General features: G+C 66.5%; 15 protein-coding genes. 12 read left to right on the top strand and 3 right to left on the bottom strand.

The window, feature by feature from the left end:
- Positions 1–24 precede the first annotated feature (24 nt).
- From aroC to AmiPiv_RS01370, 3 genes are all read left to right on the top strand, one after another.
- Positions 25–1,125, top strand: coding sequence for a chorismate synthase (aroC, locus tag AmiPiv_RS01360; RefSeq protein ID WP_340035448.1), 1,101 nt, complete (start codon positions 25–27; stop codon positions 1,123–1,125).
- Between the two features lie 119 nt (positions 1,126–1,244).
- Positions 1,245–2,342 carry a 3,4-dihydroxy-2-butanone-4-phosphate synthase gene (gene ribB, locus AmiPiv_RS01365; RefSeq protein WP_340035449.1) on the top strand — a complete coding sequence of 366 codons (1,098 nt, stop codon included), beginning with the start codon at positions 1,245–1,247 and terminating at the stop codon, positions 2,340–2,342.
- Between the two features lie 88 nt (positions 2,343–2,430).
- Positions 2,431–3,414: a hypothetical protein gene (locus tag AmiPiv_RS01370; protein ID WP_340035450.1), complete on the top strand. Its 984-nt coding sequence runs from the start codon at positions 2,431–2,433 to the stop codon at positions 3,412–3,414.
- A 53-nt stretch (positions 3,415–3,467) separates the two neighbouring features.
- Here the strand turns inward: AmiPiv_RS01370 and AmiPiv_RS01375 are convergent, their stop codons facing one another.
- Complete coding sequence (locus tag AmiPiv_RS01375; protein ID WP_340035451.1) at positions 3,468–4,676, bottom strand: MFS transporter; 1,209 nt, start codon at positions 4,674–4,676, stop codon at positions 3,468–3,470.
- A 122-nt stretch (positions 4,677–4,798) separates the two neighbouring features.
- On the opposite strand from AmiPiv_RS01375, the gene AmiPiv_RS01380 reads away from it, so the two are divergent.
- From AmiPiv_RS01380 to gabT, 9 genes are all read left to right on the top strand, one after another.
- Positions 4,799–5,431: a TetR/AcrR family transcriptional regulator gene (locus AmiPiv_RS01380; RefSeq protein WP_340035452.1), complete on the top strand. Its 633-nt coding sequence runs from the start codon at positions 4,799–4,801 to the stop codon at positions 5,429–5,431.
- A gap of 45 nt (positions 5,432–5,476) precedes the next feature.
- Entirely contained in the window at positions 5,477–6,406 is a 930-nt protein-coding gene (locus AmiPiv_RS01385; RefSeq protein ID WP_340035453.1) for a histone deacetylase family protein, read from the top strand.
- 3 nt (positions 6,407–6,409) lie between these two features.
- The gene (locus AmiPiv_RS01390) at positions 6,410–6,661 is read left to right on the top strand and encodes an exodeoxyribonuclease VII small subunit (RefSeq protein ID WP_340035454.1); all 252 of its coding nucleotides are present in this window, start codon (positions 6,410–6,412) and stop codon (positions 6,659–6,661) included.
- 110 nt (positions 6,662–6,771) lie between these two features.
- Complete coding sequence (locus tag AmiPiv_RS01395; protein ID WP_340035455.1) at positions 6,772–7,038, top strand: DUF2277 domain-containing protein; 267 nt, start codon at positions 6,772–6,774, stop codon at positions 7,036–7,038.
- Positions 7,039–7,088: 50 nt separating this feature from the next.
- Entirely contained in the window at positions 7,089–8,009 is a 921-nt protein-coding gene (locus AmiPiv_RS01400) for a pirin family protein (RefSeq protein ID WP_340035456.1), read from the top strand.
- Between the two features lie 161 nt (positions 8,010–8,170).
- A complete protein-coding gene (dxs, locus tag AmiPiv_RS01405) occupies positions 8,171–10,084 on the top strand; it encodes a 1-deoxy-D-xylulose-5-phosphate synthase (protein WP_340035457.1) in 1,914 nt (637 codons plus the stop codon).
- 41 nt (positions 10,085–10,125) lie between these two features.
- Positions 10,126–10,947 (top strand): TlyA family RNA methyltransferase, encoded by an 822-nt coding sequence (locus AmiPiv_RS01410; protein ID WP_445206878.1) that lies wholly within the window; start codon positions 10,126–10,128, stop codon positions 10,945–10,947.
- Positions 10,944–12,185, top strand: coding sequence for a class I SAM-dependent RNA methyltransferase (locus AmiPiv_RS01415; RefSeq protein WP_340035458.1), 1,242 nt, complete (start codon positions 10,944–10,946; stop codon positions 12,183–12,185). Before AmiPiv_RS01410 ends, AmiPiv_RS01415 begins: the two co-directional genes overlap by 4 nt.
- Before the next feature lie 223 nt (positions 12,186–12,408).
- On the top strand, positions 12,409–13,686 hold the full coding sequence (gene gabT, locus AmiPiv_RS01420) for a 4-aminobutyrate--2-oxoglutarate transaminase (RefSeq protein ID WP_340035459.1): 1,278 nt from the start codon (positions 12,409–12,411) through the stop codon (positions 13,684–13,686).
- A gap of 104 nt (positions 13,687–13,790) precedes the next feature.
- On the opposite strand, the gene AmiPiv_RS01425 is transcribed toward gabT, so the two are convergent.
- Both AmiPiv_RS01425 and AmiPiv_RS01430 read right to left on the bottom strand, forming a co-directional pair.
- Positions 13,791–14,447 (bottom strand): flavin reductase family protein, encoded by a 657-nt coding sequence (locus AmiPiv_RS01425; protein ID WP_340035460.1) that lies wholly within the window; start codon positions 14,445–14,447, stop codon positions 13,791–13,793.
- Positions 14,448–14,456: 9 nt separating this feature from the next.
- Positions 14,457–15,233 (bottom strand): aspartate/glutamate racemase family protein, encoded by a 777-nt coding sequence (locus AmiPiv_RS01430; RefSeq protein WP_340035461.1) that lies wholly within the window; start codon positions 15,231–15,233, stop codon positions 14,457–14,459.
- Positions 15,234–15,372: the final 139 nt, after the last annotated feature.

Genomic DNA, 15,372 nt, shown 5'->3' on the forward strand with positions numbered 1-15,372 from the left:
GCGGTATCCTGGAAAGGCCAGTCCATGTCGCACAACACTTTCGGCCATCTGTTCCGCGTCACCACCTGGGGCGAAAGCCATGGGCCGGCGCTCGGCTGCGTGGTCGACGGCTGCCCGCCCGGCATCCGCTTCACGCTGAAGGACATCCAGGACGAGCTCGACAAGCGCAAGCCGGGCCAGTCGCGCTTCGTCACCCAGCGGCGCGAGCCCGACGAGGTCAAGGTGCTGTCGGGCGTGATTTTGGACGAGGACGGCGAGACCCTGATTTCGACCGGCACGCCGATCTCGATGATGATCGAGAACGTCGACCAGCGCTCCAAGGATTATGGCGAGATCGCCCGGCAGTACCGGCCCGGCCACGCCGACTATGCCTATGAGGTGAAATACGGCCTGCGCGACCATCGCGGCGGCGGCCGTTCCTCGGCGCGCGAGACCGCGGCGAGGGTCGCCGCCGGCGCCATCGCCCGCAAGATCGTGCCCGGTCTCGTGGTCCGCGGCGCACTCGTGTCGATGGGCACCAAGTCTATCGACCGCGCCAACTGGGACTGGGATTTCATCGGCGACGCCGAGAACCCGTTCTTCACGCCAGACCGGGCCTCGGTCCAGGTGTTCGCCGAATATCTCGACGGCATCCGCAAGACGGGTTCCTCGGTGGGCGCGGTGCTCGAGATCGTCGCCGAGGGCGTGCCGGCTGGGCTGGGCGCGCCGATCTACGGCAAGCTCGACCAGGACATTGCCTCGAACCTGATGTCGATCAACGCGGTCAAGGGTGTCGAGATCGGCAACGGCTTCGAGGCCGCGCGCATCACCGGCGAGGAGAATGCCGACGAGATGCGCATCGGCAATGACGGCCGGCCGATGTTCCTGTCCAACCATGCCGGCGGTATACTGGGCGGCATCTCGACTGGGCAGGCGGTGATCGCGCGTTTCGCGGTCAAGCCGACCTCGTCGATCCTGACGCCGCGCAAGTCGATCGACAAGGACGGCAAGGAGGTCGACGTCATGACCAAGGGCAGGCACGACCCCTGCGTCGGCATCCGCGCGGTGCCGATCGGCGAGGCCATGGTTGCCTGCGCCATCGCCGACCACTATCTGCGCCATCGAGGACAGACGGGAAGGATCTAGGGGGAATCGGGCAGTACGGGAGCAGGGCAATTCGCTCTACGTGCAAAAAAACCTACTGCCTTGTTGCCCTATTGCCTTACTCTGCTGCAGCACAAACACACGCACCGAGTGACCACGCCATGCCATACGACCAGAAGAAAGTAGTCGAAGCGCTGAGGGCCTTCGAGCGCGGTGAGATCGTGGTCGTGATGGACGACGACGGCCGCGAGAACGAGGGCGACCTGATCGTCGCCGCCGTCCACTGCACCCCCGAGAAGATGGCCTTCATCGTGCGCCATACCTCCGGCATCGTCTGCACGCCGATGCTGAAGGAAGACGCCCGCCGGCTGAACCTCGCGCCGATGGTCGCCGACAACGATTCGGCCCACACCACCGCCTTCACCGTCAGCGTCGACTTCAAGCACGGCACCACGACCGGCATCTCGGCCGAGGACCGCACGCTGACCGTGCGCAATCTCGCCAACCCTAATGTCGGTGGCGCGGACTTCGTCCGGCCGGGCCACATCTTCCCGCTGATCGCCCGCGAGGGCGGCGTGCTGATGCGCTCCGGCCACACCGAGGCCGCGGTCGACCTGTGCAAGCTCGCCGGCCTGCCGCCGGTCGGCGTGATCTCCGAGCTGATGAACGACGACGGCACGGTGATGCGCGGCCCGCAGGTGGCGGACTTTGCCGAGAAGAACGGGCTGAAGCAGGTATCGGTCGCCGACCTGATCGCCTATCGCCAGCGCCAGGAAACGCTGATCGAGCGTGTCGACAGCTTCGACATCGAAACGCCGGCCGGCAAGGCCAAGGCCATCACCTACACGCTGCCCTGGGACGTGATGCACCACCTCGCCATCGTCTTCGGCGACATCCGCGACGGCGAGGACGTGCCGGTGCGCCTGCACACCGAGGACGTGGTGACCGACGTGTTCGGCACCAAGAACCGCCTGGCCGACATCATGAAGACCTTCGGCGAGTGCAACCGCGGCGTGATCGTCTACCTGCGCGAGGGGTCGGTGGGCGTGTCCAATCTCGGCCGCAACCGGCCCTCGGCCGAGCGCGAGGACCACGAGGAGGCGCGCCGCCGCGAGGACGAGTGGCGCCAGATCGGCCTGGGCGCCCAGATCCTCAAGGACCTCGGCATCTCGTCGATCAACTTGGTCTCGTCGCGCGAGCGCCATTATGTCGGCCTGGAAGGCTTCGGCATCCGCATCGCCAAGACCGAAATCCGCTAACCGGGGCCGGGAGCCCCGGGCCGACGCTGCGATTGACTTCCACTGGCGTCGGCGCATTCTCGTGCCGTCTCTTGGGGGCGAGTCGGCTATGTGGGATTTCGACATCGGCAAGAGCCTGTCGATCATGGCGCGTACGTGGCCTTTCATCGTGCTGCGCATGGTCGTCTATTTCGGCATCACGCTCGCCTACATCGTGGCCACGGGCGCGGGCGCCGGCGTCGGCTACGGCGTCGGCCAAATCGCCTCCGACCCCGACGGACCGGTGTCCTTTGCGCTGTGGGGCGGCATCGCCGGCTTCGGCGTGGTCTCAGTCGCCGTCTACTGGGTGCGCGAATACATCCTCTACCTGGTCAAGGCCGGCCACATCGCCGCAATGGTGCATCTGATCGACGGGCGCGAGATCCCGGGCGGCCAGAACCAGATCGCCTATGCCCGCGAGGTCGTGACCGAGCGCTTCAGCGAGGCCAGTATCCTGTTCGTGCTCGACCAGCTGGTGAAGGGCGCGGTGCGGGCGATCACAGGGCTCATCGGGGGGATAGCGGCGTTCCTGCCCATCCCCGGCCTCGACGGGCTGGTCAGGTTCGTCAACACGGTGATCCGCATGTCGCTCACCTATGTCGACGAGATCATCCTCGGCTACAACATCCGCATCGGCAGCAATTCGCCCTGGCAGACCGCGCGCCAGGGCGTCGTGCTCTACGCCCAGAACGGCAAGACCATGGTCAAGAACGCCGTCTGGCTCTCGCTTTTCGTCTGGGTGGTGTCGCTGCTGATCTTCCTGTTCATGCTGGCGCCCGCCGGGGCCATCCTCTACTTCATGCCGGGCCAGCTTGCCGGCTGGGCCTTCGTGCTGGCGATCGTGTTTGCCTGGGCCTTCAAGGCGGCGTTCATCGAGCCCTTCGCCGTGGCATCGCTGATGCAGGTCTATTTCAGGGTGATCGAGGGCCAGGTGCCCAATCCGGAATGGGACCGGAAGCTCGAAGAGGCTTCGTCCAAGTTCCGCGAACTCAAGGAAAAGGCCTTCGGCTCGGGCGAGGCCTCGCGCTGGGACGGCACGCCGCGCAGCGTCTGAAGCAACGCGAGTGGCCGGCGGTGCCCGTTCGAGGCACGGCCGGCCCCTTCCGGCTATTCCGCCGCCACGGGTGAAGGCGCGCGGACGCCGCGGTGCAGTTTTCCCTGGCCGACGAACGTGATGAGCAGGGCAACGAAGCCGGCGGCAAGCGAGATCATGAAGCCGCTGGTCGGGCCGAGCACGTCGATGAACCAGCCGGAGGCCGACGAGCCCGCAGCCATGCCGATGCTGATGCCGGTGATCGCCCAGGTCATGCCTTCGGTCAGCTTCGCCGAGGGCACGAGCCTTTCCACCAGCGCCATCGACAGGATGATGGTCGGCGAGACCGCCAGGCCGGCAAAGAAGAACACGACGGCGAGCGTCGCGATGTTGGAGACCATCATCAGCGGCAGGGTCGTCAGCGCCGCCAGCGCGATCGACATCAGCAGCTGCCGGGCGAGCGGCATCCGGAGCTTGAGCGCGCCGAAGCCGAGGCCCGCGACCAGCGAGCCGGCGGCATAGGCCGACAGCGCGAAGCCGGCGGCGGCCTTGTTGCCCTGTCCCTCGGCGAAGGCCACCGCCGTCACCTCGGCGGTGCCGAAGATCGCGCCGATGGCAATCAGGGTCAGCACGATGACCTGCAGCGAGCCGAGCCGGATCACCGAGGCGCCATCGCTCCTGTTTCGCGCATGGACGGGCGGCTCGGTCGCCTTCTGCGCCGCAAACAGCATGTTGCCGATGGCGAGCAGGACGGTTGCGACCAGCGGGCCCGCCTCGGGGAAGACCCCGACGCTGAGCCCGATGGCAACGATCGGGCCGGTCATGAAGATGACCTCGTCGACCACCGATTCGAAGGCGAAAGCCGTGTGCAGCCTGGGCGTGCCGCTATAGAGCGCGGTCCAGCGCGCCCTTATCATCGCGCTCATGCTCGGCATGGCGCCGGCAAGCACCGCGAAGGCGAACAGCACCCAGTTCGGCGCGCCATATCGGGTGGCCAGAATGAGCCCGGTCAAGGCGGCGACGGTCAAGAGCGTGCCGGGGATGAGGATGCGGCTCTGGCCGTAGCGGTCGACCAGCCGCGACACCTGCGGCGCGATGAGGGCATTGGAGAAGGCGAAGGTCGCAGCCACCGCACCCGCCAGCCAATACTCGCCATGGGTTTCGGAAAGCATGGTGACGATGCCGAGCGTGATCATCGACAGCGGTAGGCGGGCGATGAAACCTGCTGCCGAAAAGGCCTTCGCGCCAGGCGCGGTGAAGATCTCGCCATAGGGGTTTGGCATTGGGAATATCCTGGAATTTCCGCCGCATGGCACTTACATACGGCGCGTATGTGAGTTAGTTAGGGGCGCAGGCTGGAAATGTCAATTCACATACATGACGTATGTCATTTAAGGGTTTGCTGATGCACAAGCCGCGCAAGGAGATGATCGCCGAGACGCGCGCCAAGCTCACTGCGGCCGCGCGCCATGCGTTCGGCGCGACAGGCTATGCCGCGGCCTCGATGGACGACTTCACCGCGGCGGCGGGGCTGACGCGCGGCGCGCTCTACCATCATTTCGGTGACAAGAAGGGGCTGCTGGAGGCGGTGATCCTGCAGATCGACGCTGAAATGTCCGAGCGGCTGGGCGCTGTTGCGGCCCGGGCCGAGGACCCCTGGCAAGGCTTCGTCGACGAATGCATCGCCTATATCGAAATGGCGCTGGAGCCGGAAATACAGCGCATCGTGCTGCGCGACGGCCCTGCAGTGCTCGGCGATCCCTGGAACTGGCCGACCCAGAGCGCCTGCATCCGCGCGATGACCGACAGCCTGCGCAGGCTGGTCGAGGACGGGACGCTGGTCGACATCGACCCCGAGGCCGCGGCGCGGCTGATCAACGGCGCCACCATCCATGCCGCCCAGTGGATCGCCAATGCCGACGATCCCAAGGCCGTGGCGCCGAAGGCCGCGAAGGCCACCAAGGCGATGCTCGAAGGCCTGCGCAGCCGGGGCGCCGCGGCTGCCAGTGAGGCCCGCCGATTTTCCCCAGGGCTTTGACACCTATTGCGTGGTCTGGCCGGTCATTGCTGATAGAGTGGGCTGATGACCACGCGGCTCTACACCCATCCGATCTATCTCGAACACCTGACGCCCGCCGGACACCCCGAGCGGCCCGACCGGCTGCGCGCCATCCAGCGCGTGCTCGACGACGAGCCTTTCGATGCGCTCGACCGCGTCGAGGCGCCGGAAGGCGACGAGCAGACGATTCTCCAAGTCCACCCCGAGCCCTTCGTGGAAGGCATCCGCCGCAGGGTGCCGGAGGAGGGCATGGAGCGGATCGACGGCGACACGGTGCTGAGCCCCAAGAGCTGGCAGGCGGCGCTGACGGCGATCGGTGCCGCCAATGCGGCCGTCGACGACGTATTCGCCGGCAAGGCCGACAACGTCTTCGTCGCCTCGCGTCCGCCGGGCCACCATGCCGAAAAGACCACGGCCATGGGCTTCTGCCTGTTCAACAACGCGGCGATTGCCGCGCGCCATGCCCAAAGGCGGCACGGCGTCGAGCGCGTCGCCATCGTCGACTGGGACGTGCACCACGGCAACGGTACGCAGGACGTCTTCTGGGACGATCCGAGCGTGCTCTATTGCTCGACGCACCAGATGCCACTGTTTCCGGGCACCGGTGCGAAGGGCGAGACCGGCATCGGCAACAACATCGTCAACGCGCCGCTGTCGCCCGACACCGGCAGCGACCATTTCCGCGAGGCGTTCCGCTCGCGCGTGCTGCCGGCGCTCGACAATTTCGCGCCCGACCTGATCATCATCTCCGCCGGTTTTGACGCGCACCATCGCGACCCGCTGGCCGAGATCAACCTGACCGAAGCCGATTTCGACTGGGCGACGGGGCAATTGATGGACCGCGCCGCGCGGCATTCGTCGAACCGCCTCGTCAGCCTGCTCGAGGGCGGCTATGACCTGCAGGGGCTGGCCTTCTCGGTTGCCGCCCACGTCAAACGCCTGATGAAAGGATGAACCATGGCCGTCGAGCCCAATGACGAAATCAAGGCGATGAGCTTCGAGCAGGCGCTGTCCGCTCTCGAGAAGATCGTCGACGACCTCGAGCGCGGCGACGTGCCGCTCGACCAGTCGATCAAGATCTACGAGCGTGGCGAGGCGTTGAAGGCGCATTGCGACCGGCTGCTGAAGTCGGCCGAGGACAAGGTCGAGAAGATCCGCCTGTCGCGTGACGGCAAGCCCGCCGGCACGGAGCCGCTCGACGCCGAATGACCCAAAGCCATTCGGCTGCCGGCAGGACCGGCGGCCGAATGGCTTGACCTTGCGGCACGTTGCCCCCAGTTTTGGGATACCCAAAGGTTGATGAAGCCCGGGAGCAGGCGATGTGCCGCAACATCAAGACATTGTTCAACTTCGACCCGCCAGCGACGCATGACGAGATCCGCGACGCCGCCCTGCAGTTCGTTCGCAAACTGAGCGGCTCGAACAAGCCGTCGAAGAAGAACGAAGAGGCGTTCTTCCTCGCGGTGGACAGGATCGCCGAGGCAGCGCACGACATGCTGCATCAGATGGAAACGCACCAGCATCCCCGCAATCGCGAGGAAGAGGCCGTCAAGGCGAAGGCGCGCTCGGCGCTGAGATTTGCCTGAGTGGCCCGGCTCCGGCGACAACCAAGCTTCAATCAGGTCAGGATGCAGCCATGAGTTTCTTCCCAGCCGAAGACCCGACACCGGGCGATGCGTTCTCCTGCGACCAGATCGAACTGATGGTCGTGCCCAACGCCAAGGACATCGACGGCTTCCAGGTGCGCCGGGCGCTGCCGACGGCCAAGCGCCGGCTGGTCGGGCCGTTCATTTTCTTCGACCGCATGGGCCCGGCGATCCTGAGGGCAGGGCACGCGCTCGACGTGCGCCCGCATCCGCATATCGGGCTTGCCACCGTCACCTATTTGTTCGACGGCAAGATCCGGCACCGCGATTCGCTCGGCACCGAGATGGTGATCGCGCCGGGCGACGTGAACCTGATGACGGCCGGCCGTGGCATCGTCCATTCCGAGCGCACGCCGGAGGAACTGCGCGGCGCGCCGATGTCGATATCGGGCCTGCAGACCTGGCTGGCGCTGCCCGACGCCAAGGAGGAGATGGCCCCGCTGTTCGAGAACACGGCCGCCGCCGGATTGCCGACCTTCGACGGCGACGGCGCTTCGGGCCGCCTCATCATCGGCGAGTTCAAGGGCGTCAGGTCGCCGGTTCGCCAGGCCTCCGACACGCTCTATGCCGACATCCGGCTGGCTCCGGGCGCCAGGATCAAGATTCCCGCGGATGCCGAGGAGCGCGCGATCTACACGCTCGGCGGCGAGATCGACATTCTGGGCGACCGCTTCCCGATCGAGCGGCTGCTGGTGTTCCGGCCGGGCGACGAGATCGTGGTATCGTCGGAGCTCGGTGCCCACTTCATGCTGTTCGGCGGGGCCTCGCTCGGCTCCAAGCGCTATATCTGGTGGAACTTCGTCTCTTCCTCCAAGGAGCGCATCGAGCAGGCCAAGAATGAATGGAAGACCGGCCGCTTCGATATCGTTCCAGGCGATGAGGAGGAGTTCATCCCTCTGCCCGAGGGCTAAGCAATTCCAGGAAAAGTGCGAAGCGGATTTCCGTCCGGAATTGCTTAAGATCAAGGAGATGGAGTGGCTTGACGGGCGGGCCGCTCCAGGGCGCGGTACCGCCACGCATTTACTTTCCAGGCCCGTCGCCGTATCTGCCGAAGTTCAACTGGTGCGGATTGATGAACGCAAAGCCCGAAACGCCACTGCTCGACAAGGTTCGCCTGCCGGCGGACCTGCGTGCGCTGGATGAAGCCCAGCTGCCGCAGCTCGCCAGCGAACTGCGCGCCGAACTGATCGACGTCGTGTCGCAGACCGGCGGGCATCTCGGCGCGGGCCTCGGCGTGGTCGAGCTGACGGTGGCGCTGCACTACGTGTTCGACACGCCTGACGACCGCATCATCTGGGACGTCGGCCACCAGGCCTATCCGCACAAGATCCTGACCGGCCGGCGCGAGCGCATGCGCTCGCTGCGCCAGGAGGGTGGGCTCTCCGGCTTCACCAAGCGAGCCGAGAGCGAGTACGACCCGTTCGGCACGGCGCACTCGTCGACCTCTATCTCGGCCGGCCTCGGCATGGCGGTCGCGCGCGATCTGCAGGGCGGCAAGAACAACGTGATTGCCGTGATCGGCGATGGCGCGATGTCCGCCGGCATGGCCTATGAGGCGATGAACAATGCCGGTGCGCTGGATGCCCGCCTGATCGTCATCCTCAACGACAACGACATGTCGATCGCCCCGCCCGCGGGGGCGATGAGCGCCTATCTGGCGCGCCTCGCCTCGGGCCGCACCTATGCCGGCGTGCGCGAGCTCGGCAAGAAGCTGACCTCCTATCTCGGCCGCCGCGTCGACCGCGCGATCACCCGCGCCGTCGAGCATGCGCGTGGCTTCGTCACCGGTGGCACGCTGTTCGAAGAGATGGGCTTCTTCCACATCGGCCCGATCGACGGCCACAATCTCGAGCATCTCATTCCCGTGCTGAAGAACGTCCGCGACAACGGCACAGGCCCGGTGCTGATCCATGTCGTGACGCAGAAGGGCAAGGGTTATGCGCCGGCGGAAGCCGCCGCCGACAAGTATCACGGCGTCAACAAGTTCGACGTCATCACCGGCGCCCAGGCCAAGGCGCCGGCGAATGCCCCGAGCTATACCAAGGTGTTCGCCGAGAGCCTGATCCAGGAAGCGCGCGAGGACGACAAGATCGTCGCCGTCACCGCCGCGATGCCCTCGGGCACCGGCCTCGACCTGTTCGGCCAGGCGTTCCCGTCGCGCACCTTCGACGTGGCGATCGCCGAACAGCATGCGGTGACCTTCGCCGCGGGCCTCGCGACCGAGGGCTACAAGCCGTTCGTCGCCATCTACTCGACCTTCCTGCAGCGCGCCTACGACCAGGTGGTGCATGACGTGGCGATCCAGAAGCTGCCGGTGCGCTTCCCCATCGACCGCGCCGGCTTCGTCGGCGCCGACGGCCCGACCCATTGCGGCGCCTTCGACACAGCCTATCTCGCCTCGCTGCCCGATTTCGTCGTGATGGCAGCAAGCGACGAGGCCGAGCTACGCCACATGGTGCGCACGGCGGCGGAGTTCGACGAGGGCCCGATCTCGTTCCGCTATCCGCGCGGCAACGGCGTTGGCGTCGACATGCCCGAGCGCGGACAGGTGCTGGAGATCGGCAAGGGCCGCATCGTCAAGGAAGGCACCAAGGTGGCGCTGCTGTCCTTCGGCACGCGCCTCAAGGACTGCCTGCTCGCCGCCGAGGAACTGGGTGCCGCCGGCCTTTCGACGACGGTCGCAGATGCCCGTTTCGCCAAGCCGCTGGACGAGGACCTGATCCGCCGCCTGGCGCGCTCGCACGAGGTGCTGGTGCTGGTCGAGGAGGGCTCGGTCGGCGGCTTCACCAGCCAGGTGCTGGATTTCCTCGCCCGCAACGCCTTGCTTGACAACGGCCTCAAGGTGCGGCCGATGACGCTGCCGGACCGCTTCGTCGATCACGCCAACCCCGACAAGATGTATGCCGACGCCGGGCTCGATGCCGCCGGCATCGTGCGCGCGGCATTCGCGGCGCTGGGCAAGTCGGTGCGGGCGGCGCGCGCCTGACCGGCGCTTGCGTTGCGGTCGCGCATTCGCCATTGAAAGCCATGGACAATTCGAGGCAAGCCCGCGCATCGGCCCGAAAATCGGAATCGATTTTCGGAAAGCACGATGCGCAGCGCCCCGAGGCCAGCCTGAGGCTCGATGAGCTGCTCGTCAGCCGTGGGCTGTTTGCCAGCCGTTCGCGCGCCCGCGACGCGGTGGCGCGCGGTGCCGTCACCGTCGACGGCCAGCCGGCGAAGAAGCCGGGCCAGACGGTGTCGGCGAGCGTGGAAATTGCCGTCGATGACCCGGCGCAGGCCTATGTGTCGCGCGCGGCCCTCAAGCTGATCGCCGGCCTCGACCATTTCGGCTTCGGCCCGAAGGGCGCCCAGGCGCTCGACATCGGCGCTTCCACCGGTGGCTTCACGCAGGTGCTGCTGGAACGAGGTGCGGCGCACGTGGTCGCCATCGATGTCGGCCACGGCCAGATGGACGAGGAGCTGAAGGCCGATCCACGCGTCACCTGCCGCGAAGGCCTGAATGCGCGCAATCTGGTGCTCGACGATCTCGACGGCCGGCGGCCGGACTTGCTGGTCTCCGACGTGAGTTTCATCTCGCTCAGGCTGGCCTTGCCCAACGCGCTCGAACTGGCCGCACCGGGCGCCAGGGGCGTGTTCCTGGTCAAGCCGCAGTTCGAGGCCGGGCGCGAGGCGATCGGCAAGGGCGGCCTGCTCAAGAACCCGGCGGATCGTCCGCGCGTGGCCGAGGAGCTGCGCGCCTGGCTCGACGCGGTTCCCGGTTGGCGAGCCCTCGGTATCTGCGACTCGCCGGTCGAGGGCGGCGACGGCAATCATGAATTTCTGCTCGGCGGAGTGAAGGATCGATGACGGTGCGTTTCGAGATCGCGCGGCTGGGCGGACATGGCGACGGCATCGCCGACGTCAACGGAGGCCATGTCTTCATTCCCTTCGCGCTGCCCGGCGAGACGGTGACTGCGGCGCGCGACAAGGACCGGGCGCAGCTTCTGGCCGTGCTCGAGGCGTCGCCCGAGCGCATCGCGCCCGCCTGCAAGCATTTCACCGAATGCGGCGGCTGCTCGATCCAGCATCTCGATGACGGCGCCTATCGCGAGTGGAAGCGCGGGCTGGTGGCTCACGCACTGAAGGGCAGGGGAATCGATATCCCGGTTGGCGAGTTGGTTGCTTGCCCGCCGCAAAGCCGCAGGCGCGCAGCCTTCACCGCACGCAACACCGAGACGGGGCTCCACCTCGGATACAACAAGGCGTTTTCTCACACGCTCGTCGACATCGAGGAATGCCCGGTCCTGCTGCCGTCCATCGTCGAGGCGGCGGGCACCTTGCGGCACCTTGCCGGGATCATCGCCAACACATCCAAGCCTTTCAAGTTCCTGGTCACTGCCACCGAGTCCGGTTTCGACGTGGCGGCTGCCGATTGCGGCAAGCCGACCGAAGCAATCCGCCGCGCCGCGACCGATTTCGTCATCAAGTCCAGGATCGCCAGGCTTTCCATCGACGGCGAGATCATCGTCGAGCCGGTCAAGCCGACGCTGTCCTTCGGTTCGGCTACGGTGACGCCGCCGCCCGGCGGCTTCGTCCAGGCAGTCGCGGCGGCCGAGGAGGCCATGGCCGGGCTCGTCGTGGAACACCTGCGCAAGGCCAAGAAGGTCGCAGACCTCTATTCCGGCTGCGGGACATTCTCGCTGCGTCTCGCGGCGAAATCCGAGGTCCATGCGGTGGAAGGCGATGCCGCGTCACTCGCAGCCCTCGACCGCGGTTTCCGCTTCGCCAGCGGGTTGAAGCGCGTGACCGTCGAGCGCCGCGACCTCGACCGCCGGCCGCTGACCTTCAAGGAACTCAATTCCTTCGACGGCATCGCCTTCGATCCGCCTCGGGCAGGGGCCGAGGACCAGTGCAAACAGATCGCCCGCTCCGACGTGCCCTATGTGGCGGCCGTGTCGTGCAATCCGGCGACGCTCGCACGGGATCTCAGGATCCTGTTCGACGGCGGCTACACGCTGAAGAGCGTGACGCCGATCGACCAGTTCCTCTGGTCGCATCATGTCGAAGCCGTGGCCTTGCTGGAGAAGCCGAAAAGGCGGCGCTAGCCAGCAGCTACAGCCGGCCGCGCTGCGGCTCCAACGGGCAACCCGTACACCGCAAATCAGGCATCTTGCTCGGTCTCGGCGCGCCGGTCGGCCGCCGTCCGGCCGTTTGCCTCGCCGGCGACGGCGGCATAGAGTTCACGCTGCCCGACCGAGCTCGGTTCCCAAGGACCGGGTTGCCGCCGGTCGCGAACGCCTCGCATTCCCCTGTTCCGGAGAAGTTGCTGTGAGCACCAACGCTGAAATCTACGCCCGCCGCCAGAACGCCGTGCCGCGCGGCATCGGCCACGCCACGCCGATATCGGCCGCGCGCGCGCTGAACTCCGAGGTCTGGGACGTCGAGGGCAAGCGCTATGTCGATTTCGCCGGCGGTATCGCCGTGCTGAACACCGGCCACTGCCATCCCAAGGTGATGGCCGCCGTGCGCGAGCAGATGGAGCGCTTCACCCACACATGCTTCCAGGTGCTGCTCTACGAGCCCTATGTCGAACTGGCCGAGCGCATCAACGCGCTGGCGCCGATCAAGGGGCCGGCCAAGACCGGCTTCTTCACCACCGGCGCCGAGGCGACCGAAAACGCCATCAAGATCGCCCGCGCCGCCACCGGCCGCTCCGGCGTCATCGCCTTTACCGGCGGCTTCCACGGCCGCACCATCATGGCCATGTCGATGACCGGCAAGGTGGTGCCCTACAAGAAGGGGCTTGGCCCGGCACAGCCGGAGACCTGGCACGTGCCGTTCCCGAGCCCGCAGAACGACGTCTCGGTCGAGGAGTCGCTGAAGTACCTGCAGTTCCTGTTCAAGGCAGACATCGACCCGGCGCGCGTCGCGGCCATCGTCATCGAGCCGGTGCAGGGCGAGGGCGGCTTCCACCAGGCGCCGGCCGACCTGATGCGGGGGCTGCGCAAGGTCTGTGACGACCACGGCATCCTGCTCGTCGCCGACGAGGTGCAGACCGGCTACGGCCGCACCGGCAAGATGTTCGCCATGGAGCACTACGACGTCCATGCCGACCTGATCTGCGTGGCCAAGAGCCTGGCCGGCGGCCTGCCGCTGTCGGGCGTCATCGGCCGCGCCGAGGTCATGGACGCGGCCGAGGCCGGCGGCCTGGGCGGCACCTATGCCGGCAATCCGCTCGCCTGCGCGGCCGCGCTCGCCGTGCTCGACGTATTCGAGGAGGAGAAGCTCTTGGAGCGCGCCAACGCCATCGGCGCGCGCCTCAGGGCCCGCCTCGAGAGCTTCAGGACCCGCAACGACCTGCTGCCGATCGCGGCCGTGCGCGGCCCCGGCGCGATGGTCGCCTTCGACATCGTCCAGGACCGCGCCGGCGAGGTGCCGGACGCCGAGGCCACCAGGCGCGTCACCAGGGCCGCCTACGAGAACGGCCTGGTGCTGCTCTCTTGCGGCGTCAACGCCAACACGATCCGCATCCTGGTGCCGCTGACGGCCCCTGAGGCGATCGTCGACGAAGGCCTGGACCTGCTCGAGAGGGCGCTCGCCGTCTGACCGATCCGAGCGGCGGCCGTACCGGAAGCGGGCTACGCTGCCGCCGGCGGTCGGCTACCTGTCATCGGGGACGCATCGGCGACGTCGGGAGATAGCCTCGCGGGCTATTTCTCGTCCTTCGGGGGGGCTTCGCCGCTTGTCCAGAATTCGTGATGGAGCAGGTCTTCGGGCTTCTTCAGCACGAACTGGTTGTCGGCGACGATGTAGTTGTCGGCATGGAGCCGGGCGATCGGCTGGTAGACCTCCGGCCGGACATAGCGGCCACGCTCGTCGAGGCATTCGTCGCGGACATACATCTGCACCACCTCGCCGACGACGATGGTGCGGCGGCCGTAGTCGAGGATCTGCGACACCTTGCACTCCATGGCGCAGGGCGATTGCTCGATGCGGGGCGCTGCCACCTTGACCGAGGGCGTGCTGGTCAGCCCGGCGAACTCGATCTCGTCGACATCGGCGGGGAAGTTGATGCCGGTGACGATCATCTCCCTGGCGATCGCCATGTCGACCATGTGGACGACGAACTCGCCGGAGCGGCGGATGTTGGCGACGGTGTCCTTGGTGGTGCCGTCGGGCCTGGTCTGCATGCCGAGGATCAAGAGCGGCGGCTCGTGCGAGAACACGTTGAAGAAGCTCATCGGGGCGGCGTTGTTGCAGCCGTGCTCGTCGATGGTGGTGACGAGCGCGATCGGCCGCGGGCCGACGAAATTGCTGAGCAGCCGGTAGCGGTCCTTCTCGGGCAGTTCGGCGAAATCGAAGTCCATGTCTTTCCCCTATATCGCCGCGCGAGCGATGCGTTGACGCTCGTTGGCTGGAAACAGCCGCGCCGGAGCATAACCGGACAACTTTCCGATGTAGGGCTTGGGCAGCGGGTAGGCGAGATCGCCGGCCTTTGACGTGCGAAGACCCATTCCGACGATCGCCTCGGCGAATTTCACGGCCGCGGCGACGCCGTCGATCACCGGCACGCTCAACTCCCTTTCGAGAAACTGCGCCAAGTCCGCCATGCCGGCGCAGCCGAGCACGATCGCTTCGGAGCGATCTTCGCGCAGCGCCTTCTCGCACTCGGCCAGGATAACGGCACGGGCGTTCGATTCCGGCCTGTCGAGGTCGAGGACGGGCACGTCAGTGGCGCGCACGCGGCGGCAGTGATCCTGCATGCCGTAGTTTCGCACGAGATGCTCGGCGATCACGCGGGTGCGTTCGAGCGTAGTGACGACAGAGAAGCTGGTGGCCACGAACGTAGCTGCGTGCATGGCGGCCTCGGCGATGCCGAAGACGGGAGAAGAGGTCGCTTCGCGCGCGGCGAGCAGGCCCGGATCTCCGAAACAGCCGATCACATAGGCATCGGCCGGATCGCCCTCCAGAATCTGATCCAGGACGCCGAGAACGCTCAGGGCCTCGTCGTAGTGTCCTTCGATCGACGCCGCCCCCGATCGCGAAGTCGCGAGAAGAATTTCGCTGCCGGGCGCTGCGACCGCACGAGCAGCTTCTCCCATGAGTTCAGTCATGGAGGCGGTCGTGTTTGGGTTTATTAGCTTGATTTGCATTTCCTACCCATCGTATTTTGTTGAGTATACAATTTTATTCCACGCTGTATGCAAAAATGGGATGCGGAGTAGACCCTCCTCATACATTTGGATGCGGCCGAAAACAGTGCCGATTTATGTCGGATGGCGCAAAAATCCT

Source organism: Aminobacter sp. Piv2-1, assembly GCF_037625995.1.
In the GTDB taxonomy this organism is placed as follows: domain Bacteria; phylum Pseudomonadota; class Alphaproteobacteria; order Rhizobiales; family Rhizobiaceae; genus Aminobacter.